Annotated in this window: 26 protein-coding genes; 5 read left to right on the forward strand and 21 right to left on the reverse strand. The window is 71.4% G+C overall.

All coding sequences use genetic code 11. The annotated features are described in order from the left end of the window. Positions 1-2 precede the first annotated feature (2 nt). The 7 genes from WAT24_RS00230 to WAT24_RS00260 form a co-directional block, all read right to left on the reverse strand. Positions 3-1,151: an AI-2E family transporter gene (locus WAT24_RS00230; RefSeq protein ID WP_336805800.1), complete on the reverse strand. Its 1,149-nt coding sequence runs from the start codon at positions 1,149-1,151 to the stop codon at positions 3-5. After that, positions 1,148-1,429 carry a hypothetical protein gene (locus tag WAT24_RS00235; protein ID WP_336805801.1) on the reverse strand — a complete coding sequence of 94 codons (282 nt, stop codon included), beginning with the start codon at positions 1,427-1,429 and terminating at the stop codon, positions 1,148-1,150. Before WAT24_RS00235 ends, WAT24_RS00230 begins: the two co-directional genes overlap by 4 nt. Continuing rightward, complete coding sequence (locus tag WAT24_RS00240; protein WP_336805802.1) at positions 1,426-1,878, reverse strand: ABC transporter ATP-binding protein; 453 nt, start codon at positions 1,876-1,878, stop codon at positions 1,426-1,428. The genes WAT24_RS00235 and WAT24_RS00240 overlap by 4 nt, the downstream gene beginning before the upstream one ends. A 23-nt stretch (positions 1,879-1,901) precedes the next feature. Further along, positions 1,902-2,243 carry an ElaB/YgaM/YqjD family protein gene (locus WAT24_RS00245; RefSeq protein WP_336806356.1) on the reverse strand — a complete coding sequence of 114 codons (342 nt, stop codon included), beginning with the start codon at positions 2,241-2,243 and terminating at the stop codon, positions 1,902-1,904. A 129-nt stretch (positions 2,244-2,372) separates the two neighbouring features. Beyond that, complete coding sequence (locus tag WAT24_RS00250; protein ID WP_091335435.1) at positions 2,373-2,528, reverse strand: DUF1328 domain-containing protein; 156 nt, start codon at positions 2,526-2,528, stop codon at positions 2,373-2,375. Positions 2,529-2,654: 126 nt separating this feature from the next. Next, the gene (locus tag WAT24_RS00255) at positions 2,655-3,275 is read right to left on the reverse strand and encodes a YbhB/YbcL family Raf kinase inhibitor-like protein (RefSeq protein ID WP_336805803.1); all 621 of its coding nucleotides are present in this window, start codon (positions 3,273-3,275) and stop codon (positions 2,655-2,657) included. A gap of 76 nt (positions 3,276-3,351) precedes the next feature. After that, positions 3,352-4,446 carry a PQQ-dependent sugar dehydrogenase gene (locus tag WAT24_RS00260; RefSeq protein WP_336805804.1) on the reverse strand — a complete coding sequence of 365 codons (1,095 nt, stop codon included), beginning with the start codon at positions 4,444-4,446 and terminating at the stop codon, positions 3,352-3,354. A 216-nt stretch (positions 4,447-4,662) separates the two neighbouring features. Between WAT24_RS00260 and WAT24_RS00265 the strand changes: the two genes are divergently transcribed. Further along, entirely contained in the window at positions 4,663-6,132 is a 1,470-nt protein-coding gene (locus tag WAT24_RS00265; RefSeq protein ID WP_336805805.1) for an AAA family ATPase, read from the forward strand. A 181-nt stretch (positions 6,133-6,313) separates the two neighbouring features. Then, the gene (locus WAT24_RS00270; RefSeq protein ID WP_336805806.1) at positions 6,314-7,204 is read left to right on the forward strand and encodes a manganese catalase family protein; all 891 of its coding nucleotides are present in this window, start codon (positions 6,314-6,316) and stop codon (positions 7,202-7,204) included. A gap of 129 nt (positions 7,205-7,333) precedes the next feature. On the opposite strand, the gene WAT24_RS00275 is transcribed toward WAT24_RS00270, so the two are convergent. Beyond that, on the reverse strand, positions 7,334-8,110 hold the full coding sequence (locus WAT24_RS00275) for a ZIP family metal transporter (protein ID WP_336805807.1): 777 nt from the start codon (positions 8,108-8,110) through the stop codon (positions 7,334-7,336). A gap of 166 nt (positions 8,111-8,276) precedes the next feature. Here WAT24_RS00275 and WAT24_RS00280 point away from each other — a divergent pair, with 166 nt between their 5' ends. Next, a complete protein-coding gene (locus WAT24_RS00280; protein ID WP_336805808.1) occupies positions 8,277-8,699 on the forward strand; it encodes a VOC family protein in 423 nt (140 codons plus the stop codon). Here the strand turns inward: WAT24_RS00280 and WAT24_RS00285 are convergent. Together WAT24_RS00285 and WAT24_RS00290 are read right to left on the reverse strand one after the other, a co-directional pair. Next, positions 8,659-9,711 (reverse strand): YheT family hydrolase, encoded by a 1,053-nt coding sequence (locus tag WAT24_RS00285; RefSeq protein ID WP_336805809.1) that lies wholly within the window; start codon positions 9,709-9,711, stop codon positions 8,659-8,661. The two genes, WAT24_RS00280 and WAT24_RS00285, sit on opposite strands and share 41 nt — an antisense overlap. After that, complete coding sequence (locus tag WAT24_RS00290; protein WP_336805810.1) at positions 9,708-10,502, reverse strand: lysophospholipid acyltransferase family protein; 795 nt, start codon at positions 10,500-10,502, stop codon at positions 9,708-9,710. The genes WAT24_RS00285 and WAT24_RS00290 overlap by 4 nt, the downstream gene beginning before the upstream one ends. Positions 10,503-10,607: 105 nt before the next feature. On the opposite strand from WAT24_RS00290, the gene WAT24_RS00295 reads away from it, so the two are divergent. Then, complete coding sequence (locus WAT24_RS00295; protein ID WP_336805811.1) at positions 10,608-13,481, forward strand: ATP-binding protein; 2,874 nt, start codon at positions 10,608-10,610, stop codon at positions 13,479-13,481. 321 nt (positions 13,482-13,802) lie between these two features. Here the strand turns inward: WAT24_RS00295 and WAT24_RS00300 are convergent, their stop codons facing one another. Beyond that, positions 13,803-14,279: an Lrp/AsnC family transcriptional regulator gene (locus WAT24_RS00300; protein ID WP_336805812.1), complete on the reverse strand. Its 477-nt coding sequence runs from the start codon at positions 14,277-14,279 to the stop codon at positions 13,803-13,805. A 134-nt stretch (positions 14,280-14,413) separates the two neighbouring features. Between WAT24_RS00300 and phhA the strand changes: the two genes are divergently transcribed. Continuing rightward, complete coding sequence (gene phhA / locus WAT24_RS00305; RefSeq protein ID WP_336805813.1) at positions 14,414-15,310, forward strand: phenylalanine 4-monooxygenase; 897 nt, start codon at positions 14,414-14,416, stop codon at positions 15,308-15,310. Between the two features lie 31 nt (positions 15,311-15,341). Here the strand turns inward: phhA and WAT24_RS00310 are convergent, their stop codons facing one another. The 10 genes from WAT24_RS00310 to WAT24_RS00360 form a co-directional block, all read right to left on the reverse strand. Beyond that, on the reverse strand, positions 15,342-15,986 hold the full coding sequence (locus WAT24_RS00310; RefSeq protein WP_336805814.1) for a GDSL-type esterase/lipase family protein: 645 nt from the start codon (positions 15,984-15,986) through the stop codon (positions 15,342-15,344). Between the two features lie 104 nt (positions 15,987-16,090). Next, positions 16,091-16,765: an SGNH/GDSL hydrolase family protein gene (locus WAT24_RS00315; RefSeq protein ID WP_336805815.1), complete on the reverse strand. Its 675-nt coding sequence runs from the start codon at positions 16,763-16,765 to the stop codon at positions 16,091-16,093. Between the two features lie 57 nt (positions 16,766-16,822). Further along, positions 16,823-17,509: an RES family NAD+ phosphorylase gene (locus WAT24_RS00320; RefSeq protein ID WP_336805816.1), complete on the reverse strand. Its 687-nt coding sequence runs from the start codon at positions 17,507-17,509 to the stop codon at positions 16,823-16,825. 94 nt (positions 17,510-17,603) lie between these two features. Next, the gene (locus tag WAT24_RS00325) at positions 17,604-18,002 is read right to left on the reverse strand and encodes an MbcA/ParS/Xre antitoxin family protein (protein ID WP_336805817.1); all 399 of its coding nucleotides are present in this window, start codon (positions 18,000-18,002) and stop codon (positions 17,604-17,606) included. Between the two features lie 85 nt (positions 18,003-18,087). Continuing rightward, entirely contained in the window at positions 18,088-19,857 is a 1,770-nt protein-coding gene (locus tag WAT24_RS00330; RefSeq protein WP_336805818.1) for a DUF885 domain-containing protein, read from the reverse strand. Between the two features lie 100 nt (positions 19,858-19,957). Continuing rightward, positions 19,958-20,659, reverse strand: coding sequence for a helix-turn-helix transcriptional regulator (locus WAT24_RS00335; RefSeq protein ID WP_336805819.1), 702 nt, complete (start codon positions 20,657-20,659; stop codon positions 19,958-19,960). 164 nt (positions 20,660-20,823) lie between these two features. After that, complete coding sequence (locus tag WAT24_RS00340; protein ID WP_336805820.1) at positions 20,824-21,450, reverse strand: glutathione S-transferase family protein; 627 nt, start codon at positions 21,448-21,450, stop codon at positions 20,824-20,826. 345 nt (positions 21,451-21,795) lie between these two features. Then, positions 21,796-22,200 carry a GFA family protein gene (locus WAT24_RS00350; RefSeq protein ID WP_336805821.1) on the reverse strand — a complete coding sequence of 135 codons (405 nt, stop codon included), beginning with the start codon at positions 22,198-22,200 and terminating at the stop codon, positions 21,796-21,798. After that, positions 22,197-22,928: an NIPSNAP family protein gene (locus WAT24_RS00355; RefSeq protein WP_336805822.1), complete on the reverse strand. Its 732-nt coding sequence runs from the start codon at positions 22,926-22,928 to the stop codon at positions 22,197-22,199. Before WAT24_RS00355 ends, WAT24_RS00350 begins: the two co-directional genes overlap by 4 nt. Beyond that, complete coding sequence (locus tag WAT24_RS00360) at positions 22,925-23,083, reverse strand: hypothetical protein (RefSeq protein ID WP_336805823.1); 159 nt, start codon at positions 23,081-23,083, stop codon at positions 22,925-22,927. The genes WAT24_RS00355 and WAT24_RS00360 overlap by 4 nt, the downstream gene beginning before the upstream one ends. Position 23,084: the final 1 nt, after the last annotated feature.

Genomic DNA, 23,084 nt, shown 5'->3' on the forward strand with positions numbered 1-23,084 from the left:
GGCTAGCGCTGCACCATCACCGCGAACCAGCCCCAGCCGCGCACGCGCTCGGTGATCAGCTTGACGCTGGTCAGCATCGGCACGGCCAGCAGCGCACCGGGGATGCCCCACAGCCAGCCCCACAGCAGCAGCCAGATCAGGATCGCGATCGGCGACAGGCGCATGCGGTGGCCCTGGATCATCGGCGTGATCAGGTTGCCTTCCAGCGCCGTGATGCCGGCGAAGGTCGCCGCCGGCAACAACGCGGTGGCCAGGTCGTGGGCGTGGATCATGCCGACCAGTCCCAGCACGATGGTGGTGGTGATCGCACCCACGTAGGGTATGAAGTTGGCGGTCATCGCGACCACGCCCCACAGCAGCGGATCGGGCATGTGATAGAGCCACTGCATCAGCGTGGTGAGCGCGCCGAGCGTGGCGTTGATCAGCAGGGCGGTGAGCAGGTAGCGCGACACCTCGATCTGGATGCTGCGCACGATCTCCACCGCGTGGCGCTTGTAGGCGAACCCGGGCGAGATCTCCACCAGCCGCCGCAGCAGCAGGTCGCCGTAGACCAGGAAGAAGAACACCAGCAGCACCACCGTGAGCACGGCGGCGAGCACCTTGGGCGCGGTGGACACCACGTCCCAGGCCGAGATCGCCAGCGTCGAGGACGGCGCCGGCGGCGCGTGCACCGGGCCGCCGACCAGGGTCTGGGTGGCGCGGTTGGCCGCCTCCAGCGGCCGGGTCACGCTGCGCAGCTTCGGCACGAAGCTGCGGATCGCCGCCGGTGCGCCGTGGAACCAGCCGACCGCCGGCTGGGCCAGCGCGCCGACGCCGGCGCCCAGGCCGACCAGCAGCGCGACCATCAGCACGCTGGCGGTAAGCCAGCGTGGCAGGCGGTGACGGGCGCCGGCGGCGACCAGCGGGTTGAGCGCCAGCCCGATGAAGGCGGCCAGCACCAGCGGGATCAGCACCACGCGTGCCAGCGTCACCGTGTAGAGCAGCGCCAGCACCAGCATGGCGTTGAGCACCACGCGCACCGCCAGCAGGTGCCGGCGCAGGGCGCGGGCCAGGCGCCGCTGCCGCGTGTCGGCCCTCGGCGCCGGCGGCGTGACCGCGGGCGCCACGTCGGCGGGGGCCGCCGACGTGGTCGGGGGGACGGGCAGGTTCATGCGTCGTGGTCGGCCGACTGGGCGATGAAGCTGGCGCCCAGCGCGGCGGCTTCGGCCATCACGCCGCCGAGCAGGCCGCCGAGGCCGGGGATGCGTAGCGGATGGACGTTCATGTGGCCCATCACGAAGCCGGCGCCGGCGGCAATGCCCAGCGTCGCGAACGGATGGCGCTCGCCGCGCGCCAGCAGCGCCGAGGCCGGCGCCGCCACCGCGGCCCGCGCCGCGGTCATGCGCCGCTGCGCGGCGCGTACCCGTGCATGTTGACCCAACAAGCTCATGCTGCGTCCTCCCGTTCGACCCGTCGCCGCGCCCGTGCCCGCGTGTCGCGGATCATCGCACCCCACTCGCTGCGCGTGGCGGGCAGGCTCATCCAGTGCATGCAGCGACGGAAGAACAGGATCGCCGCCAGCATGAACAGCAGCTGCAGCACGGCCAGGGCGACCAGCGCCCAGGCCCAGGAGGCGAACCACTTGGCCAGCAGCACACCGACCAGGGCCAGCAGGGTGAGGCCCAGGCCGACGCCGGCGACGGTGGCCGCCAGCCCGGCCAGCAGCATCCACGACAGCGCGCTGCGCGCCAGCCCCATCTCGGCCGACAGCAGTTCCAGCTGCGCGCCGAACAGCTGCTTGGCCGCGCGGCCGAGCTGGCCGAGCTCGGTCAGCACGCCGGTAGGCGGCGGCGCCTCGGTTTCCGCACCGGTGCGGGGTTCGGGCTCGGCCTCGGACATCCCTGGCGCTCGCTAGGAGAGGATCAGCGACGCAGGATACGGCCGAGCAGCCAGCCGGCGCCAAGGGCGATGGCGACCGACTGCATCGGCTTCTCGCGCACGTACTCGCGGGCCTTGGCCATCCAGGCGTCCGCCTTGTCCAGTGTCTCGTCGGCCAGTTCGCGGCCGCGGTCGGCGAAGTCGGCGGCGCGGTCGTTCGCCCGATGGGCGGCATCGGCGGCGCGGTCGGTGGCACGGTGCACGCTGGCCTCGACCTTGTCGGCGGCCTGCTTGGTGCGGGCCACCGCCTCGGAGGTGGCCTGCTTGACCCGTTCGGCGCCCTGGTCGATGCGGTCATGGGTCCGCGGTGACGTGCCCGTGCCCATCGCCGTCTCGGTGTCGGCCAGCGCCGGGTTCGGCACCGATGGATTGAGGCCCGGGTCGCGTGGGGTGGAGGAACCCTGGATCGGATGGGTCATGGCGTTTCTCCCTGTGGAGGTGTGGCAATGGCCGCTTCAGCTGGCGCGGCGGAAGAAAGCGATGATCGCCAGGATCAGGAAGATCACGAACAGGATCTTCGCGATGCCGGCCGCGGCACCGGCGATGCCGCCGAAGCCGAGGATGGCGGCGATGATGGCGATGACCAGAAAAACGATGGCGTAGTGCAGCATGACGGCTCCCTCATTGACTGAACGGCCCCCTTCAGTGGGTCGGCCTGCGAGGGCCGGACACGCGTTCATTCATCCACAGGGGGTGCCATCTGCACGTGAAGAGGCGCGTGCCAGGGCGACCACCGTTCACCCGGCGTCCGGATTGATCGCGTAGGTGCCCACCAGCCCGGCGCTGGCCAGCACGTGGCCGGCCATCGCCGCGCGCAGCTGGTCCAGGGTGAAGCCGGGCGCCAGGCCCAGGCCGGCCACGTCCAGCGCGTGCAGCTCGAAGCGGTAGTGGTGCAGGCGCGCGTCGTTCCACGGTGGACAGGGGCCGTCGTAGCCCAGGTAAGTGCCGGCCATCTGCGGATCGCCGGCGAACCAGCCGGTGTAGCCGTTCTGCCCCTGCACGCTGCCGGCCGGGCCGGTGGGGGCGCGCTTGCCATGCGGGGTGACGCCGTCGCTGCACGAGCCCTCGCCCAGCTCGCCGCAGTCGGCCGGAATGTCGGCCATCAGCCAGTGCACGAACTCGACGCGCGGCAGGTCGGCGCTGACCACGCGGCCCTGCTTGTTCACGTCGTCGCCGCGGCTGGGCACGTCCACGTCGATGCAGGTGAGCACGAACGAGCGCGTGCCCGGTGGCGCGTCGCGCCAGGCCAGGTGCGGGTTGCGGTTGCCGGACAACGCGATCGGGTCGCCGCGCTTGCCGAAGGCGTACCGCTCGGGGATGCGCTGACCGTTCCGGAAACTGTCGCTGCGTAGCTGCATGGAGATCTCCTGGTTGGCGCCCCTGCCCCGGCGACGCCGGGGCGGAGGGCTCGGGGAAAGGGGAGGTACGCCCGCCTCAGCCGCCTTTTCCGTAGGTGATCCGGTAGACCGCCCCGGCCAGGTCGTCGCTGACCAGCAGGCTACCGTCCGGCAGTGGCTGCACGTCGACCGGCCGGCCCCAGGCCTGCTCGTTGTGTTCGAAGCCGGTGACGAAGGGTTCGTAGGACGCCACCTTGCCGTCCTCCAGGCGCACCGCCATCACCCGGTAGCCGGACTTCCTGGTCCGGTTCCAGGAGCCGTGCTCGGCGACGAAGATGGCGCCGTGGTAGCGCGCCGGGAACTGCCGGCCGGTGTAGAAGCGCAGCCCCAGGCCGGCCACGTGCGCGCCGAGCTTGAGTACCGGCGGCGCGTAGTCCTTGCAGGGATGGCCCTGGCCGAACTCCGGATCGGGCACGTCGCCCTGGTGGCAGTACGGGTAGCCGAAATGCTCGCCGAGGCGGTCGAGGCGATTGAGTTCGTCGCTGGGCACGTCGTCACCGAGCAGATCGCGGCCGTTGTCGGTGAACCACAGCTTGCCGGTGCCCGGCTGCCAGTCGAAACCGACCGTGTTGCGGATGCCGTAGGCCACATCCTGCAGGCCGGTGCCGTCCGGGTTCATGCGGGTCAGCTTGGCGTAGGCCTTGCCCCTGTCGCACAGGTTGCACGGCGCGCCGATCGGGACGTACAGCTTGCCGTCCGGGCCGAAGGCGATGAACTTCCAGCCGTGGTGGGTCTCGGTGGGGAACGTGTCGTAGACGACCTCGGGCTTGGGCGGGTCGTCCAGGTGATTCTCGATGTCGCGCAGTACCAGGATGCGGCTGACCGCCGAGACGTACAGGTCGCCCTTGTGGAAGGCCACCCCCACCGGCAGCTGCAGGCCGCTGGCGACCACCCGCACCTTTTCCGCGCGGCCGTCGTGATCGGCGTCGGTCAATGCGTAGACCTTGCCCGCGTCCATCGAGCCGACGAACACGGTGCCCCTGGCGCCCAGCGCCAGCTCGCGCGCCTGCGGCACCTGGTCCGAATACACCGCGATGTGGAAACCCTTGGGCAGAGTCAGCCTGTCCAGAGCCGGTCCCGCGATGGCGGACGTCGCGGCCAGGCACAGCAGGAGGGACAGCAGCACACGCATGACGGCTCTCCTCGTGGCGGAACCCCCAGCGTAGCGCCGAAGCCGTGAAGCGGGAAAGCACGAAGGCCTACCCTGTAGGAGCGGGCGTGCTCGCGATGCTCTCGGCCCCTGCCTGGGCTCCGGAAGCCGGTTCAGCCAAGGCATTGCGAACAGACCCGCTCCAGCGGCAGCCGGCGCCGCGTACCTGCTAACGTGTCGCCCTCGCAAGGGGGACGCATGAGCGAACTGGACGACCTCACCACGCTGGTGCGCGCGGCGACGCCGCTGCTGGTGATCGAGACGGTGGACGAGCAGCGGGTGATCGAGTGCTTCCGCCACGTGATCGGGCAGGCGCTGCGCCCGCTCTGGCGCTGGACGCTCACCGACGGCCTGGGGCGGCTGGACTTCGCCCAGCCCGGCGCCGAGGTGGCCCCGGACGCCGGTGCCACGCTGGAGGCGATCCGCGCGGCGCCCGAGCGCGGTATCTACCTGCTGTTCGACTTCCACCCGTTCCTGCGCTACGCGATGAGCCTGCGCCAGTTGCGCGAGATCGTGCAGCGGCACCGCAGCGCCGCGCACACGGTGGTGCTGGTCGGCGCGCGGGTCGAGCTGCCGCAGGAACTGGAAGCGCTGGCCACGCGCGTGCCGCTGGCGCTGCCCGACCTCAAGGAGCTGGCCGGCATCCTGCGCGGCGAAGCGGCCGCCTGGCAGCGCGAACAGGGCCGCCGGCTCGAGGTGGACGGCGAGGCCGCGCGCACGCTGGTACGCAACCTGGTGGGGCTGTCCGCGCCGGACGCGCGCCGCATCGTGCGCAAGCTCATCTACAACGACGGCGCGCTGGGGCCACAGGACCTGCCCGAGCTGATGCGCGCCAAGTTCGAGCTGCTCAACCGCTCGGGCCTGCTGCACTACGAGTACGCCACGGCCAGCTTCGCCGACGTGGCCGGCGTGTCGCGGCTGTGCGCCTGGGTGCAGCGGCGGCGCGCGGTGTTCCTCGACCCGCAACCGGCACTCGACCCGCCCCGCGGCGTGTTGCTGCTGGGCGTGCAGGGCTGCGGCAAGAGCCTGGCCGCCAAGGCCATCGCCGGCGGCTTCGGCGTGCCACTGGTGCGGCTGGACTTCGGCACGCTGTACGACAAGTACCAGGGCGAGACGGAGAAGAACCTGCGCGAGGCGCTGGCCAGCGTGGAGCTGCTCGCCCCCTGCGTGCTGTGGATCGACGAGATCGAGAAGGGCCTGGCCAGCGGCGGCGAGGACGGCGGCGTGTCGCGCCGGGTGCTCGGCTACCTGCTGACCTGGATGGCCGAACGCAAGGCCAAGGTGTTCGTGGTCGCCACCGCCAATGCCGTGCACGAGTTGCCGGCCGAACTGTTGCGCAAGGGCCGCTTCGACGAAGTCTTCTTTGTCGACCTGCCCTCGCCGGAGGCGCGCGCGGCGGTGTTCGGGTTGCACCTGACACGGCGCCGGCTGGACCCGGCGGCCTTCGACCTGCCGGCCCTGGCCGAGGCCAGCGCGGGCTTCTCCGGCGCCGAGATCGAGCAGGCCATCGTCAGCGCGCTGTACGACGCTGTCGCCAGCGACGCCGCGCCGGACCAGGCGGCGCTGTGCCGGGCGCTGGAGCAGACCCGGCCGCTGTCGGTGCTGATGCGCGAGCAGGTGGAGGCGCTGCGCGACTGGGCGCGCGAACGCTGCGTGCCGGCCGACTGAGCTGCAGGCTCGCCGGACCGCTGCAATAGTTGCAGCCACCCGCAAATCTTGCCGCCGCGGGCGCCCTGGGCGCGCTCCGCGGCGGCGTCCGTGCGGGCACGGTTCTTGCCCTCTTCGGGAACCCTCGCGGCCGGTGCCCCGCACCGTCCGTCTCCTCCCACGCAGACGACAAGGACCCACCATGTTCGCTCACAACAAACGCCTGCAGTACACGGTGCGGGTGTCCGAATCCAACCCCGCCCTGGCCAACCTCATGCTCGAGCAGTTCGGCGGCCCGCAGGGCGAACTCGCCGCGGCGATGCGCTACTTCACCCAGGCCCTGGCCGAGGACGATCCGGGCCGCAAGGACATGCTCTACGACATCGCCACCGAGGAGCTCAGCCACCTGGAGGTGATCGGCACCATCGTCGGCATGCTCAACAAGGGTGCCAAGGGCAAGCTGGCCGAAGGCGCGCAGGAGCAGGCCGAGATGTTCCGCGAGCTGCAGGGCGCCGGCAACGACTCGCACGTGACCCAGCTGCTCTACGGTGGCGGCCCCGCGCTGACCAACTCCGGCGGCCAGCTGTGGACCGCCGGCTACATCGACTCGATCGGCGAGCCCACGGCGGACCTGCGCTCCAACATCGCCGCCGAGGCGCGCGCCAAGATCATCTACGAACGGCTGATCAACCTCACCGCCGACCCCGGCGTGCGCGAAGCGCTGGGTTTCCTGATGACGCGCGAGATCGCTCACCAGCAGTCGTTCGAGAAAGCGCTGTACGCGATCCAGCCGAACTTCCCGCCCGGCAAGCTGGCCGGCATGCCCGAGTTCGCCGACGTCTACGTCAACACCTCGCAGGGCGAAGGCGACATGCGTGGGCCCTGGAACAGCGACGACAACTTCCAGTTCGTCAGCGACCGCGAAAAGATGCTGGCGATGGACGGTGGCAGCGGCCTGCCGGAGGTTGGCCTGACCGAGGAACAGCAGTCGGTGCTGAGGCAGATGGCGCAGCGCACCCGCTCCGACCCCTCGATCAACCCGCAGACCGGCGCCGAGCTCGGCCGCGGCGACGGCGCAGGTACGCGCCACTGACCCCGCCCGGCCCCACCTGGGAGCGAGCCTGCTCGCGATGCCTGTGCCGGGTGCTCGATGGAAGCCGGGTCCGCCCGAACGCCGAGAGCACCGCGCGCAAGCCCGCTCCCGCCTCGCACCGTGCGGCCGTCAGCCGAAGGCCGTGTCCAGCAGCATCATCAGCACGAAGCCCACCATCAGGCCGCCGGTGGCGAAGTGCTCGTGCCCCTGCCGGTGCGACTCGGGGATGATCTCGTGGCTGACCACGAACAGCATGGCGCCAGCGGCGAAGCCCAGGCCCACCGGGAGCAGCATCGGGTAGTCGATCACCACGCCGGCGCCGGCCAGCGCGCCGACCGGCTCGATCAGGCCGGAGGCCATGCCCACCGACACGGCCCAGCGCCGGCCGTAGCTGGCGGCCATCAGGGCGATGGCCACCACCAGCCCCTCCGGCAGGTCCTGGATGGCGATGCCGGTGGCCAGCGCCGTGCCGTGCGCCAGGCCCGGCCCGAAGCCCACGCCGATCGCCAGGCCTTCGGGCAGGTTGTGCAGGCAGATGGCGAACACGAACAGCCAGGCGCGCTTGAGCCGCAGCGAAGGATGCCCTTCCGGGCCCTTGATGAAATGCTCGTGCGGCAGCACCCGCTCGAGCAGCACCAGCGCGGCGGCGCCGACCAGGATCGCCACGCCCACCAGCGCGCCGGCCAGCCACGGCCCCTGGCCCTGGCGCTGCGCCTCCTGGATGCCCGGCAGCGCCAGCGAGAACGCACTGGCCGCCAGCATCACGCCCGCACCGAAGCCGAACATGGTGTCCTGCGTGCGCTGGTCGATATCCCGCGCGAACAAGGCCGGCACCGTGCCCAGCGCGGTGGCGGCCGCACCCGCGGCGCCACCCAGGCACGCGGCGAGGATCGGCGTCATGCTCATGTGCGGATTCCGCGCGTGGATGGGTGCGTTACGGGCATGCGGTCGCGGGCGGCCGGGTCGGGGCCGCCAGCATGGAGCCCGGCCGGCCCCGACGGCGTGAACGGACCGTTGATCGGCCGCGCCGCGCCGACCATGCTGGACGGCCGAACCGCTGCGAGACGAACGCATGTCCGCCCTGCCGCCCTTCCACCTCGCCTTCCCGGTCACCTCGCTGGCCAAGGCGCGCGCCTTCTACGGCGAGCTGCTCGGCTGCCCGGAAGGCCGCTCCAGCGAGCAGTGGGTCGACTTCGACTTCTACGGCCACCAGATCGTGGCGCACCTCGCGCCAGAGGAGGTCCGGCCGGCGAGCACGCACGCGGTGGACGGCGACGCGGTTCCGGTACGGCATTTCGGGCTGGTGCTGTCGATGCCGGCGTGGCAGGCGCTGGCCGAGCGCCTGCGTGCGGCAGGCACGCGCTTCGTCATCGAGCCGCACATCCGTTTCGAGGGCCAGCCGGGCGAGCAGGCCACCCTGTTCCTGCTCGATCCGTGCGGCAACGCGCTGGAGTTCAAGGCGTTCGCCGATCCGTCGTGGCTATTCGCGAAGTGACCGGCCTGCGGTCCGCCACCGCCTCGAAGCGCGCGGCGATGTAGTCGTCGGTGAAGCTGGTCATGTCGCGCCCGCGGATGAAGCCGCAATGGCCGCCGTGGTCGGCGATGTCCAGCTCGACGTTGGGCGGCAGTTGCAGCTGCTCGAACGCGCCCACCGGGATCACCGGGTCGTCGCGCGCGGTGAGGATGGTCGCGGGGATGGCCAGGCCGGCCAGCGCGTCGCGCGCCACCGAGTAGCCGTCCAGGTAGGCCTGCAGCGAGCCGAAGTCGGTATGGCGCAGCACCAGCGCCTCGGTCAGCCCGCGCAGGTTCTGCTTGAGCTCGGCCAGTTCGAAGTACTGGCGTTGCGGGAACGCCTTCTGCTTGGCCAAGAGCGAATGGCGCCACTTGCGCATGAAATACGCCTGGTAGAACCAGGGTGCGCTTTCCTCCAGCGAGAACAGGCCTTCGCTGGGATCGATGATCGGGCACACCGCCAGTGCGTAGTCGAGCGGGATGCCGGCCGCCGGCGCCCGCAGCGCGGCCCGCAGCGCGAAGTTGCCGCCCAGCGAGAAGCCGGCCAGCGCGGTCACCGGGCGCGGCCAGCGCCGCGCGATCTCACCCAGTGCGTGCACCACCTCGTCGATGCGGCAGGAGTGGAACAGCGCCTCGTTGAGGTGGTGGCTCGCGCCGTGGTCGCGGAAGTTGAGCCGGAACACGTCCCAGCCCTCGCGCAGCAGCCGGCTGCCGGTCTGCAGCACGTAGGTGGAGTCGACGCTGCCCTCCCAGCCGTGGAACAGCACCGCCAGCCCGCGCGACGCGCGCCCGGTCCGCTGCGCGGTGTAGGCACCGGTGAGGCGTACGTCGTCGCCACCGTCGACCATCACCGGCTCGGCGCCCTCCACGACCTCGCGCGCGCTCCGCGGCAGCAGCCAGCGGCGGATGCCGCTGGAGGACAGCATGGTCTGCAGGTGGCCGCTGGTCAGCGGCCAGGGGGGACGGAAGTCCTTTCCGCGCGGCAGGGCGCTCATGCGTGGGCGTCGTCCAGCGCCGCAGCGATGCGTTCGCGCGACAGTTCGGCCATCCGTCGGCGCGCGTCCGGCATCAACGGCACGGGCGCCAGGAAATGCACCTCCGCGTCCAGCGGGGCCTCGCCCAGCATGCGCAGCAGGTTGCTCATGAAGCTCTCGTGCTCGCGGAAGCCCGCGTCGATCTCGCGCCGGCCGTTGCGTACGAAGCGCAGCGCCACCGGCTGCACCGGCACCGGGGCATCCAGTGCGGCCTGGAAGATGCGGGCATGGAACACCTTGAGCACGCCGTTGTGGCCGGTGCCGCCCTCCGGGAATACCGCGACCGAGCGGCCCTCGCGCAGCCGCTCGACCATGGTCTGCATCACCGAGGCCAGCGAATGGTTGCTGCCGCGGCGATGGAAGATGGTGCCGCCGCTGGCCGCCAGCCAGCCGACCAGCGGCCAGCGCGCGATCTCCGCCTTGGCCACGAAGCAGGCGGCGCGCTGGCTGTGCAGCAGCTCGATGTCGATCCACGAGGTGTGGTTGGCGACGAACAGCACCGGATCGGGCAGCGGCTGGCCGACGCGTACCGAGCGCAGCCCGAAGATGCGCATCAGCACGGTCGACCACCAGCGGATCATGCGGTGGGCGAACGGCTCGCGCCCGTCGACCATCACCCGGTGCTTGTTCCAGCTGAGGATGCCCGCGCACAGCAGCACGCCCAGCAGCACGTGCAGCAGCAGCAGAGGGATGCGCCACAGGTAGCGCAACGGGCGCCAGGGGTCGCGGGTGGGGGTCGGAACGGTGTCCATGAGCCGGCTAGTTTAACGTCAGTCGCCCCGGCCCCGGCACGTCGGCCGACCAGGCGGGCGCTATGTATCATCCCACCTCTTTGAGACCTTGCAGGACTCGATGGCATGCTCGTGAACGAGGCCGAGGAACGCCACCGCAGCGATGCGACCTTCCTGTCCGGCGGCGGCGACATGGGTGCGCGCATGCGCGCGATGGACTGGTCGGCCACCCCGCTGGGCCCGGTCGAAGGCTGGTCCGAGGCGCTGCGCTCGGCCACCAGCATCATGCTCAACTCGCGCTTCCCGATCGCGCTGTACTGGGGCGAGGAACTGGCGCTGCTGTACAACGATGCCTGGAGCCCGATCCCCGGCGGCAAGCATCCGTGGGCGCTGGGCCAGCCGGGACGCGCGGTGTGGCCGGAAATCTGGGACACCATCGGCCCGCTCTACGAGCGCGTGATGCGTACCGGCGTGGGCGTGTGGCAGGAGGACGAGCTGCTGCCGATGCGCCGGCACGGCTACGTGGAGGAATGCTATTTCAACTTCACCTTCAGCCCGGTGCGGGGCGAGGGCGGGCGGATCGAGGGCATCTTCAACGCGGTGGTGGAAACCACCGACCGTGTGCTGTCCGAGCGTCGCCTGCGCACGCTGAGCCGGATGGGCGAGCGCGCCGACGCTTCCCTCAGCGTGGACGAAGCCTGCCGCTGGGTGGCCACACGGCTGGCGGAGAACCGCGCGGACGTACCGTTCGTGCTGGTCTACCTGCGCGAAGGCGAGCAGGCCCGGCTGGTCGCGGCAACCGGCATCGCCCCGGATGAACCTGCCGCACCCGCCATCCTGCCGCTCGACGGCGCCTCGCCGTGGCCGCTGGCCGCCGCCGAGGCGGAGGGTTGCGCCCTGGCGATCCCCGCCCCCGCCCACCTGCCGTTGCCGCGCGGGCTCTGGCCCGAGCCGGTCGCGGAGGTCGTGACCGTGTCGATCGGCAGCGCCGGGGAGGCGCGGCCGGCCGGTTTCCTGGTGGCCGGCGTCAACCCGCGCCGCCGTCTCGACGCCGACTACCGCTCGTTCTTCGAGCTGGCAGCCGGGCACATCGCCACCGCACTCACCGCCGCGCGCGCCTACGAGGCCGAGCGGCGCCGTGCCGAAGCGCTGGCCGAGATCGACCGCGCCAAGACCGCCTTCTTTTCCAACGTGAGCCACGAATTCCGCACGCCGCTGACACTGATGCTGGGTCCGCTGGAGGAATTGCTCGGCGGCGTCCACGGCACCCTCCCGCCGACCCAGCGCGAGCCGCTGGACGTGGCCCACCGCAACAGCCTGCGCCTGCTCAAGCTGGTGAACTCGCTGCTAGATTTCTCGCGCATCGAGGCCGGCCGGATCCAGGCCCGCTACGCACCGGTGGATCTGGCCGCGCTCACCGCCGACCTGGCCAGCAATTTCCGCTCGCTCACCGAACGCGCGGGCCTCACGCTCGCCATCGCCTGTCCGCCGCTGCCCACGCCGGTCCACGTCGACCGCGACATGTGGGAAAAGATCGTGCTCAACCTGCTCTCCAACGCCTTCAAGTTCACCCACGAGGGCGGCATTACGGTGAGCCTGGCCGCCGAGGACGGACACGCCGTGCTGCGCGTGCGCGATACCGGCATCGGCATCGGCGAGGCCGAGCTGCCGCGCATCTTCGAGCGCTTCCACCGCGTGGCGGACGCGCGCGCGCGCACCCACGAGGGCACCGGCATCGGCCTGGCGCTGGTGCAGGAGCTGGTGCGGCTGCACGGCGGCACCGTCGAGGTGGCCAGCCGCCTGGGCGAGGGCACCGAGTTCACCGTGCGCCTGCCCTTCGGCAGCGGGCACCTGCCCGCCGAGCAGGTGGGCCCGGCCCTGCCGGTCGGCACCGGCACCCGGGTCGAGGCCTACGTGGAGGAGGCGCGTCGCTGGCTGCCGGAGGCCGGTACGCCGCCGGTACCGTCCTTGCCGCAGGCGCCCGTGGACGGCGCGCGGCCGCGCCTGCTGCTGGCCGACGACAACGCCGACATGCGCGAGTACGTGCAGCGCCTGCTCGCCACGCGCTACGAGGTGGAGGCGGTCGCCGACGGCCAGGCGGCGCTGGAGGCGGCGCGCCGTCGCCCGCCCGAACTGGTGCTGAGCGACGTGATGATGCCGCGGCTCGACGGCATGGGCCTGCTCGCCGCGCTGCGCGCGGATCCCGCGTTGGGCAGCATACCGGTCGTGCTCCTGTCCGCCCGCGCGGGCGAGGAGGCGCAGGTCGAGGGCCTGGAAGCGGGCGCGGACGACTATCTGGTCAAGCCGTTCAGCGCGCGCGAACTGCTCGCCCGCGTGCACACCCACTTGGCCATGGCGCGCTGGCGGCGGCAGAACGAGGCGCGCCTCAAGCTGATGGTGGACGAGCTCAACCACCGCGTGAAGAACACCCTGGCCACGGTCCAGTCGATCGCCACCCAGGTGCTGCACGGCACGCCGGTGCACCTGGACGCGCGCGAGGCGATCGAGACCCGGCTGATGGCGCTTTCGCGCTCGCACAACCTGCTCACCCGCGAACGATGGGAGGCCGCGGCGCTCGCCGACGTCGCCCGGCAGGCGCTGGAGCCGTTCCTCCGCCGGGACGGCGCCGTGCGCTTCGCGATCGAGGGCGAGCCGGTGCGCCTGCCGCCCAAGCAGGCGCTGGCACTGGGCATGGCCTTCCACGAGCTGGCGACCAACGCGGCCAAGTACGGTGCCCTGTCCAACGACAGCGGCCAGGTCCGCCTGGCCTGGGCGGTCGGCGGCGGGCGCCTGCAGCTGCATTGGCAGGAGCGGGGCGGTCCGGCGGTGCGGCCGCCGGCCCGCCGCGGCTTCGGTTCGCGCCTGATCGAACGCGGCCTGGCGCACGAACTCGACGGGCGCGTGCGGCTGGAGTACGCCTGCGACGGCGTCGTGTGCGAGATCGACATGCCGCTGCCCGGCATCGAGCCGCCACCCGCCCGAGACCCCCACATCAGGTAGGAGCGAGCTTGCTCGCGATGCGCTGGGCCTGGGCGCCCGCCGCAGCAAAGGCAGCGCGAGCAAGCTCGTCCCCGCGACCGCGGGCGCCTGCCTCGAGTTGGCCTGCCGGCGGTAGGAGCGCCGCTTGACTCGCGCCTGATCGGCGCGGCCTCGCACGAGCCCACGCATGGGTACGGTGCCGTGTGCGGAATCCGACGACACCGAGCCGCCACCGCCGAGACCCACCCACCCGGTAGGAGCGAGCCTGCTCGCGATGCGCTGGGCCTGGAGTGCCCGCCGGAGCAAGGCAGGGCGAACAAGCCCGCTCCTGCGGGGAGGCGGTCAGGCCTCGAGCTGGCCCAGCGGTAGCGAGGGCGAGCGCTTGACCGTGCGCAGCACGAAACTGGAGTTGGCGTCGGCCACGCCGGCGTCGTTCAGCAGGCGGTCCAGCAGGAAGCGTGAGAAGTGCGGCAGGTCGGCCACGTAGACGTGCAGCAGGTAGTCCATGTCGCCGGTCAGCGCGTGGCAGGCGACCACCTCCTCCCACCCGTTGACCTTTTCCACGAAGCGCTCGATCGCGCCGGCCTCGTGGCGCGCGAGCTGTACGCGCACGAAGGCCTGCAGGCCCAGGCCGACCGCCTGCGGGTCGACCTGGGCAGCGTAGCCGGTGACGATGCCCTCGGCCTCGAGCCGTTGCAGCCGGCGCAGACAGGCCGAGGCGGACAGGTTCACCCGCTCGGCCAGCTCGGCATTGGTGATGCGCCCCTCGCCCTGCAGCACGGCGAGCAGGCGCAGGTCGGTGCGGTCGAGCTTGGGCATGGCAGGTTCCCGGATTTGGCGCTGTGGCGCAAGGATACTGCGCACTCTCACGGGGATCTCACAAGAAAAGCAACTTTCGTGCGGGTGGGGCGGCGTATTCTTCAGGCCAGAAGCCGTTCACGCCTGGAGCCGCCATGGAAACCACCGCCGTCCCCCGCAAAGTCGAGCATCAGCAGACCGATCGCGGCTACGTGCCGGTGTACGCCACCGGCGTGGTCGAGCAGCCCTGGGCCAGCTACACGCGTACCGACCACGCGGTGTGGGACACGCTGTTCGAGCGCCAGTGCGAAATGCTGCCGGGGCGCGCCTGCCAGGAGTTCCTGGATGGGGTCGCCAAGTTCGGTCTCGGCGACGGCGGCATCCCGAAATTCGCCGATCTCAACCAGGTGCTGGGCCGGACCACCGGCTGGGAGCTGGTCGCGGTCGAAGGCCTGCTGCCGGACGAGGTGTTCTTCGACCACCTGGCCAACCGTCGCTTCCCGGTGAGCTGGTGGATCCGCAAGCCCGAGCAGCTGGACTACCTCTCCGAACCGGATCTCTTCCACGACCTGTTCGGCCACGTGCCGCTGCTGCTGAACCCGGTCTTCGCCGACTACATGCAGGCCTACGGCCGCGGCGGCATGAAGGCGTTCGCGATCGGCCCCGAGGCGCTGATGAACCTCACCCGCCTGTACTGGTACACGGTGGAGTTCGGCCTGATCGCCACCGGCGAAGGCATGCGCATCTACGGTGCCGGCATCGTCAGTTCCAAGGGCGAGTCGATCTACAGTCTCGACGCCGACGCGCCCAACCGGATCGGCTTCGACCTGGAGCGCGTGATGAACACGCGCTACCGCATCGACACCTACCAGCAGACCTATTTCGTGATCGAGAGCTTCGAGCAGCTGTTCGAAGCCACCACGCCGGACTTCACCCCGATCTACGCGCGACTGCGCGAGCGCACGGCGCATGCCGCCGCCGACGTGCTGGCCACCGACCGCGTCTACCACCGCGGCAGCCGCGAGGGCTTCGCGACCAACGCCGATACCTGAGACCCGGCCCGCCGCGTGGTGTGCGGCGACCTCAGAGCAGGTCCTTCGCAGCGAGCCATCCGCGCACGATGCCGGTCCACAGCGCGTAGCCCTGCGCGTTCAGGTGCAGGCCGTCGGCGTCGAACCAGCGCGGATCGGGCTCACCGTCGGCGCCCAACATGGGCGTGTGCACGTCCAGGAAGTCCACCTGCCGCGCGGCCGCGCAGGCGCGGATCAGCGCGTTGGCCTCGCGGATCTGCGGCAGCTGCGCACGGCGCGCGAGGTTGGGCTTGATCGAGAGATAGGCGAGCGGCGCCTGCGGCGCCCAGCGGCGCGCGCAATGCACGAAGGCGGCGAAATCGTCGCGCACCTGCGCCGGCGGCTTGCCGGCGGCCAGGTCGTTGCCGCCCGCGTACAGCACGATCGCGGCCGGGTCGTAGGGCGCCACCAGTTGCTCGGCGAAGTAGATGCTGTCGGCGATCTGCGAACCGCCGAAGCCGCGGTTGAGCGTGGGCCGTTGCGCGAAGTCCGCCGCCAGCGTGTGCCACAGGCGGATCGAGGAGCTGCCGACGAACAGCACCGCCCCCCGCGGCGGCGGTTCCAGCCGGTCGATTACGCCGAAGGCGGCGACCTCGCTCTGCCATTCGATGAAGTCGCCGGCCTCGCCGCCGGACGGGGATGAGTCGCGCTCGAGCATGCCGCCTCCGCGGGAGAAACGATCCGGCGACCCTAGGCGTCCGGCGATCAAGGCGGCGTGGCGGGACGATGGCGTGCGCACCAGGCAGCGGCTGCCTGCGCGGTTCAGCGGTGCGGCCGCTCCAGCGTGTGCAGCCAGCCCTGCACGATGCCCGTCCACAGCGCATAACCCTGCCGGTTCATGTGCAGGCCGTCCGGCCCGAACCACTTCGATTGCGGCTGGCCGTCGCGGCCCAGCATGGGCGTGAAGACGTCCAGGTAGGCCACCCCGTGCTGGCCGCGGGCATAGTCGCGCACCAGCGCGTTGGCGCGGCGGATCCGCGGCAGCAGCGCCTGCCGCGCCACGCTCGGCTTGATCGCGACGAACGCCACCGGCACGCCCGGATCGAGCGCCCGCGCGCGGCGGACGAAGGCGGCGAAGGCGTCGCGCACCTGCTGCGGCGTGCAGCCCTCGGCCAGGTCGTTGTCGCCGGCGTAGAGCACGATGGCGCGCGGGTGGTAGGGCGCAAGGATGCGGTCCGCGTAGAAGGTGGCGTCGGCGATGCGCGAGCCGCCGAAGCCGCGGTTGATCACCCGCCGACCCGGGAAGTCCGCGGCCAGGCCGTGCCACATGCGGATCGACGAGCTGCCGACGAACAGCACGGCACCGGCCGGTGGCGGATGCGCACGATCGGCCGCCTCGAAGGCAGCGATGTCGGGGCGCCATTGCCCGGGGTCGTCGGCGCAGGCATGCGCCAGCAGGGGGAGCCAGGACAGGAGCAGCAGCCAGAGCCTCTTCATCGCCCTACCCTAGCACCGCGAACGGCGGCGCGAACGCCGTGCCCCCAGGCGCCGCCCTCACGGGCGCCGCAGTTCGCTCACCTGCAGCACCTGCGCGATGCGTGTGCCGTCCCAGCGGTAGATCAGGTGCTGCGCCTGCACGCAGGGCGCCACCACGTCGGGGTAGAACGCGGCCACGCATTCGCCGCCGGCATGGCGCACGCTGTCGTAGACGATGCCGTTGGAGCCGGCCGCGCGCAGGGCGCGCGCCAGCGCGATGCCGCCCGCGTAGCTGTGCGGGTCGTGCGCCGCGGGCCAGCCGCCGCGCAGGTCGTGCAGCTTGCAGTGCAGGTGCGTGCGGTAGCAGCGCATCTGGATCTCGCAGGGCGGCTCGGCGGTGGCCGCGAGGAAGCGCTCGCGGTGGTAGACGGTTTCCTCCACGGCGGTGGCGACGCTGTGTGCGGCATAGAACACGCCCCAGCTGCCGTCGGAGAACCGGCTGCCCTCCGGGTTGAGGTGGGTGAAGGCAGCCATCACCGGCGTGCTGCCCGGGCCGCTGATGCGCCGGTCGCGGGGCACGAGTGCCAGCACGCCGGCCTGCTCGCGCAGGCGTGGGTTGGTCAGCGCCTCGATCGCGAATACCGCTTCCAGGTCGGCCGGATCGGCGACGCGGTCGAATACGCCCACCGGCGGAAAACGGCTGGGCACGATGCGGTAGGCGTGGCTCCAGCGGACGCGTTTGACGGGTGGCAGCTCGGGCGGCATCGGCGCTCCATGGTCGGTGGCCGCCCGCCAGGCTCACGCGCGGGTGGCTGCGCCATTGTGGCGCCGCTGCGTGTCGCCGGCTGCGACGCGGCGGTCAGTTCCAGCCGCGCTGCGCGTCGAGGTACTGGCGCACCACGTAGAGGTCGGCCACGTTGCCCGAGAGCATGCGTTCCAATGCCGATTGCCCGCCGAACAGCGGCGCCTGGTTCGGCTTGCGTAGCCAGGCGTCGGCCTGCGCCGGATCCGGAAAGAGGATCTGCAGGGCCTTCCAGATGCCGAGCAGGTAGCTGATGCGCTCGACGACGTCGCGGCCGGGGTTGCCGTCCTGGTCGCGCTTCCACTTGAAGAACGTCGATTCGGCCGGCTCGCCGAGCAGGCGCCGCTGCTCGGCGCCACGCAGTTTCCAGTGCTCGGCCAGGCGGAAGAAGGCGCGCAGCGCGGGGCCGCCGAGCTCGCCGGCGGGCGCGGTTTCGGGTCGCGGATGGGCCAGCATGCGAAACTCTCCTTTTGGAGTTTGTGTTAAATTTACTGCAAATGTGCAGTCACCACAACAAGCGCCCCGCAGTGCGCCGGGGCGGTTAGCGTGGCTCGCGGCGACCATCGCAGCCGTAATCGGGTTCCGGGCCGCCTTCGGCGATGAAGCGGTCGATCCGCTTCTCCAGCACCGGCAGCGGTACCGATCCGAGCTGCAGCACCGTGTCGTGGAAATGGCGCAGGTCGAACGCCGCACCCAGGGCCTTTTCCGCCTTTTCGCGCAACTGGCGGATCTTGAGATAACCCAGCTCGTAGGACAGCGCCTGCCCCGGCCAGCTGACGTAGCGGTCCACTTCGTTGGCGATTTCGCGCGCCGACAGGGCGGTGTTCTCGGTGAGATAGTCGATCGCCTGCTGGCGGCTCCAGCCCAGGTGGTGGATGCCGGTGTCGACCACCAGCCGGCAGGCGCGCCACATCTGGTAGGTGAGGTAGCCGAAGCGCTGGTAGGGCGTGGTGTAGATGCCCATTTCGTTGCCCAGGTATTCCGAGTACAGGCCCCAGCCCTCGCCGAAGGCGGAGATGTAGCCCTGGCGGCGGAACGCGGGCTGGCCCTGCTGTTCGGCGGCCAGCTCCAGCTGCAGCGCGTGCCCCGGATAGGACTCGTGCAGGGTCAGCGCCGGCATGTTGAACAGCGGCCGCGAGGGCAGGTCGTAGGTATTGACCAGATAGGCATCCGCGCCGCCGCGGCCGGAGGTGTAGTACGGCGCGATGTCCGCCGGCACCGGCACGATCGCGAAGCGCTGGCGCGGCAGGTGGCCGAAGAAGCGGCCCATCTGGCCGTCCACCTGCTTGGCCACCCAGGCCGTGCGCATCAGCAGCTCCTCGGGCGTCCGGGCGTAGAACCGCGGGTCGCTGCGCAGGAAATGCAGGAACGCCGGAAAGTCGCCCTTGAAGCCGGTCTCGCGCATCGTGTCGAGCATCTGCGCGTGGATCTTCGCCACCTGCTCCAGGCCGATGCGGTGGATGGTGTCCGGGTCGAGATCCAGCGTGGTGTACTCGCGGATCTGCTGGCGGTAGTACGCCTTGCCGGCGGGCAAGGCCTCCGCGGCGAGCGTGCGGCGCGCCTGCGGCAGGTATTCCTGGCGGAAGAAGGTGAGCAGCTTCGCGTAGGCCGGGATCACCTCGTCGCGGATGCGCCGCAGCGCCTCGCCCTGGAAGGCCTGCGCCTGGTCGTCGGGAATCGACGCCGGCAGCTGCTTGAACGGCGCGTAGAAGCTGCTCTGGGTGGGGTCCTTGAGCTCGGCCACCGCGGCGATCGACACGTCGCGCCCGTCCAGCACCGCGCGCGGCACGCTGAAGCCGCGCGCGAGGCCCAGCCGCATGTTGTCGATCTGCTGGTCGAAGTAGGCCGGGATCTGGGCCAGGCGGTCCAGGTAACGGCGGTAGTCGTCCACGCTGCGCAGGTGGTCGCCGTCCAGCTCGTAGCCGATGTCGCTCCAGAACGCCGAGTCGCTGTTGAACGGCATCTGCCAGGTGCGGAAGCGCTGGTCGGCCAGCAGGGTGGCGATCTGCGCGCGGTAGACGGCGTAGTTCACCTGGTTGGCGGGCGAGAGCTGCGCCACGTCGATGGCATCGAGCTTGTCCAGCACCTGCTGCCAGCGCTCCAGGCGCCGCTGCTGGCTGGCGGCGTCCACGTTGTCCAGCCGGCCGTTGTTCGGCTGCGGCTCGCCCGAGGCGCTGATGTCGCCCTGCCCGGTGCGCCAGGCCCATTCGCGGGTGTAGATCGCGCGGAAGCGGTCGTCGGCGTCGTTGGCGTGCGCGGGCGGGGCGAGCGTCAGGCCCGCCGCCAGCAGTGCGCCCAGCAGGTGTTTCATCGGAGGCATCCTCGCCGGTGGGGACGCCGATGATCGCAAAGTCGGCGTGCGGCGGCGACGGCCGGGCCGCGGTAGGCTCGCCCCCGCGGAAGGCGTGCTGCTACACGCCGGCGTAGTAGCCACGCATGGAATCGAGATAGGCGTCGAGGTCGCGGCCCTGCCCGGTGGTGAAGCACTCGCCGGTTTCGTCCAGCTGGTCGATGCGGTCCGGACGGAAGTTGCGGAACGCCTGGCGCAGGCGGCACCAGGTGCCGAGCGTCCACTTGCCGCCCCAGAACGCCAGGCACAGGGGCTCGACCTCGCGCGTGCTGAGCTGGCCGCCCTCGTCGCGGTAGACCAGGCGCAGTACTTGCTGGGCCTCGATCGCCGCATGCAGGCGGTCGATCCGCGCGGCGAAGGCGAGCTTGACCTCGTCACGCCACACCGGCGCGTAGATGCGCGTGCGTGCGGCCCGCTCGCGCAGCTCCGGCGGCAGCACCGCCTCGATTTTCATCAGCGCGGCCTGGGCGCCGCCGGCCAGGCGCTCACCGGCGAAGGCGCGCACGAAGCGCGTGCCGACCACCAGCGACTCGAGCTCCTCGGCGGTGAACATCAGCGGCGGGATGTCCGCGCCCTTGCGCAGCACGTAGCCCACGCCCGCCTCGCCCTCGATCGGCACGCCGGAGAGCTGCAGGTCCGCCACGTCGCGGTAGACGGTGCGCAGCGAGACGCCGAGCGTCTCCGCCAGCGTGCGGGCCTGCAGCGCGGTACGGCGGCCGCGCAGGGCATGGATGATGAGGAACAGGCGGTCGGCGCGGCGCATGCGCGCATGATCGCCGAGGCGCGCCGGGCGGGCCAGTGCGGCAGCGTCGAAAGCCCACCGTACGCCGCGTTCCCGGCTCCCGCCCCGAGTGCCAACGGCGCAGTGGAGAAGTGCAGGGTCACGGACGTCGCATGCCGGCTACACCGCCGGAACGGCGGAGGCGGTCAAGCCTGGCGGGCGAGAAACGCGTCATCCTTCGCCTCGGCCCGCTGCATCGCCGCCCGTGCCCGCACGCGGTCGATGTACCCGCGCACCGGCGGCAGGTCGGGTACCAGCTTGAACATCGTGGTCCAGTGCAAGGCGGTGCCCCACAGCACGTCGGCGGCGGTGAAGCGCTCGCCCAGCAGCCAGGGACCCGGCGTGAGCTGGGCGACGATCGCGTCCAGCACCTCCTGCCAGGTGCCGTAGGGCGAGGTCATGTGCGGCGCCGGTTCGCGCTGCATGGAATGGTCGACCAGCGCCGGCTCGAAGCACGAGCCGTAGAACACCATCCAGCGCAGATACGGACCGCGCAGCGGATCGCCAATGGGCGGGGCCAGGCCCTTCTCGGGGTAGAGGTCGGCCAGGTACATCATCACCGCGGGCTGCTCGGTGACCATCGCGCCGGCATGGCGGATCGCCGGCACCTTGCCCAGCGGATTGAGCGCGAGGTAGGCCGGGTCCCGCTGCGTGCCGGCCTTGAGGTCGAGCAGATGCAGGTCGTAGTCCACGCCCAGCTCCTCGAGCAGGGCGAGCGTGCCGCGCGAGCGCGATTGCGGGGCATGGAAGAAGGTGACCTTGTCCGTATTCATGGCGTGTCCTCCGGCAGATGGCAGATGGCTTCCCGGTTGTGCCCGTCCGGGCCGGTCACGAACACCGCGTAGTCGTGGTGCGCGTGGTACTGCGGGCGAAGGCCGGCACCCGTTGTCCTGCCGGCCGGCCGCCAGCACGGCGCGGTGGAAGGCGTCGCCCTGGGCGCGGCCGGCCGCGGTGAAAGCGAGGTGCAGCGGCGTGGGCACCTGATCGGCGCGGCCAACCGCATCCGGAAAGGCCTGCACGACCATGTCGAGCGGTCGCAGCGCCTGTTCACGGAACCGGCGCGCCAGCTCCAGGTCGCAACGGGTAGGCCCAGGTGATCGAGGATCACGACCGGCTCCTCAGAGATGCCCCGTCTCGGCGGGCGGGTGCATCCAGTTGTCGTGGCGCCCGTCCATGTAGCGGATCGGGGCCTGCGCCAGTTCCTCGGGCGTGACGTCGTCCAGGCAGGCCAGGTTGATCGACACGTAATCGCCGCCGATCGCGTCCACGTAGCCCTGGCCGAACGGGCGCACGCCGCAGTGGCGGCAGAACAGGTGATGGGCGCTGCCGGTCCCGAAGGTGTAGTCGGCCAGCGCCTCCTCGCCGGCCAGCAGGCGGAACGCCTGCGGCTTGACGATGGCCGACCAGTGGCGGGTCTTGGTGCAGATCGAGCAGTTGCATCGGCCCGTGCCGGCGGCGACGTCGAGATCCGCTTCGTAGCGTACCGCGCCGCAGTGGCAGCTGCCGTGGTAGGTCCGGGTCATGCGTCGATCTCCGCGGGATGGGACAGGCCGCGCAGCAGCGAGCGCGGCGTCGGCGCCAGGCGCAGCGTTTCGGGCGCGGCTTCCAGCCGCCGGCTCCACGCCGCCAGCGCCGGCTCGCCCGCGCAGGCGGCCCGGTGTTCGGCCTGGGCGGACGCAGCGGCGAAGGCGGCGAACCAGACGAAGACGAACTCGCCCTCGCGCACCGGCAGGCGCGGGTAGGTGTTGCGCGCCGGCTCGGTGACGAAGCTGGCCAGCACGCGGGCCCCGTGGCGTTCCAGCAGCGGTTGCACGCGCACCTGGAAGTCGCGCGCGATCGCCTGGCCTTCGGCCGCGCGCACCGGACAGACGGTGGCGGTCAGCAGGCCGGCCGGCGCGCGTGCGCCCGGTGCGGGGCGGGCCAGCCCGTCGAGCGCGAAGCGCTCGATCGGCTGCAGCAGCAGCACGTCATCCGAATCCAGCATGGTGGCGTTGGCCGCTTCGCGGTGCGCGCGCCACACCGGGCCGTCGTAGAAGGTGGCCAGCGCGGTCGCGCGGGTGTCCATGTCGACGAAGCTGCGCAGCCAGACGAAGCGGTCCGGGTCGTCCAGGTCGCGGAACTGGCCGGGCAGGCCCATGCCCAGCGCTTCCTGCGGCTCGACGAACTCGCGCTCGAACAGCTCGACCAAGCGCTCGCGCTGGCCGGGGCGCAGGGTGTACTGACGCAGCTCGTACACGCCGTGGCCGTTCACGGGCGCCTCCCGAGCAGCGCCGCCAGCAGTGCGACGAGCGTCATGCGCCGGCGCGGCCGCGCGCCTGACGGCAGCACGTGCGGCCCCTCGACCAGCCGGTTGCGCCCGGCCAGCGGGCGGTAGGCGTCGACGAGGCGGTGCAGGATCGGGTGCATG

Source organism: Fulvimonas yonginensis, from assembly GCF_037137055.1.
Lineage (GTDB): Bacteria > Pseudomonadota > Gammaproteobacteria > Xanthomonadales > Rhodanobacteraceae > Frateuria_A > Frateuria_A yonginensis.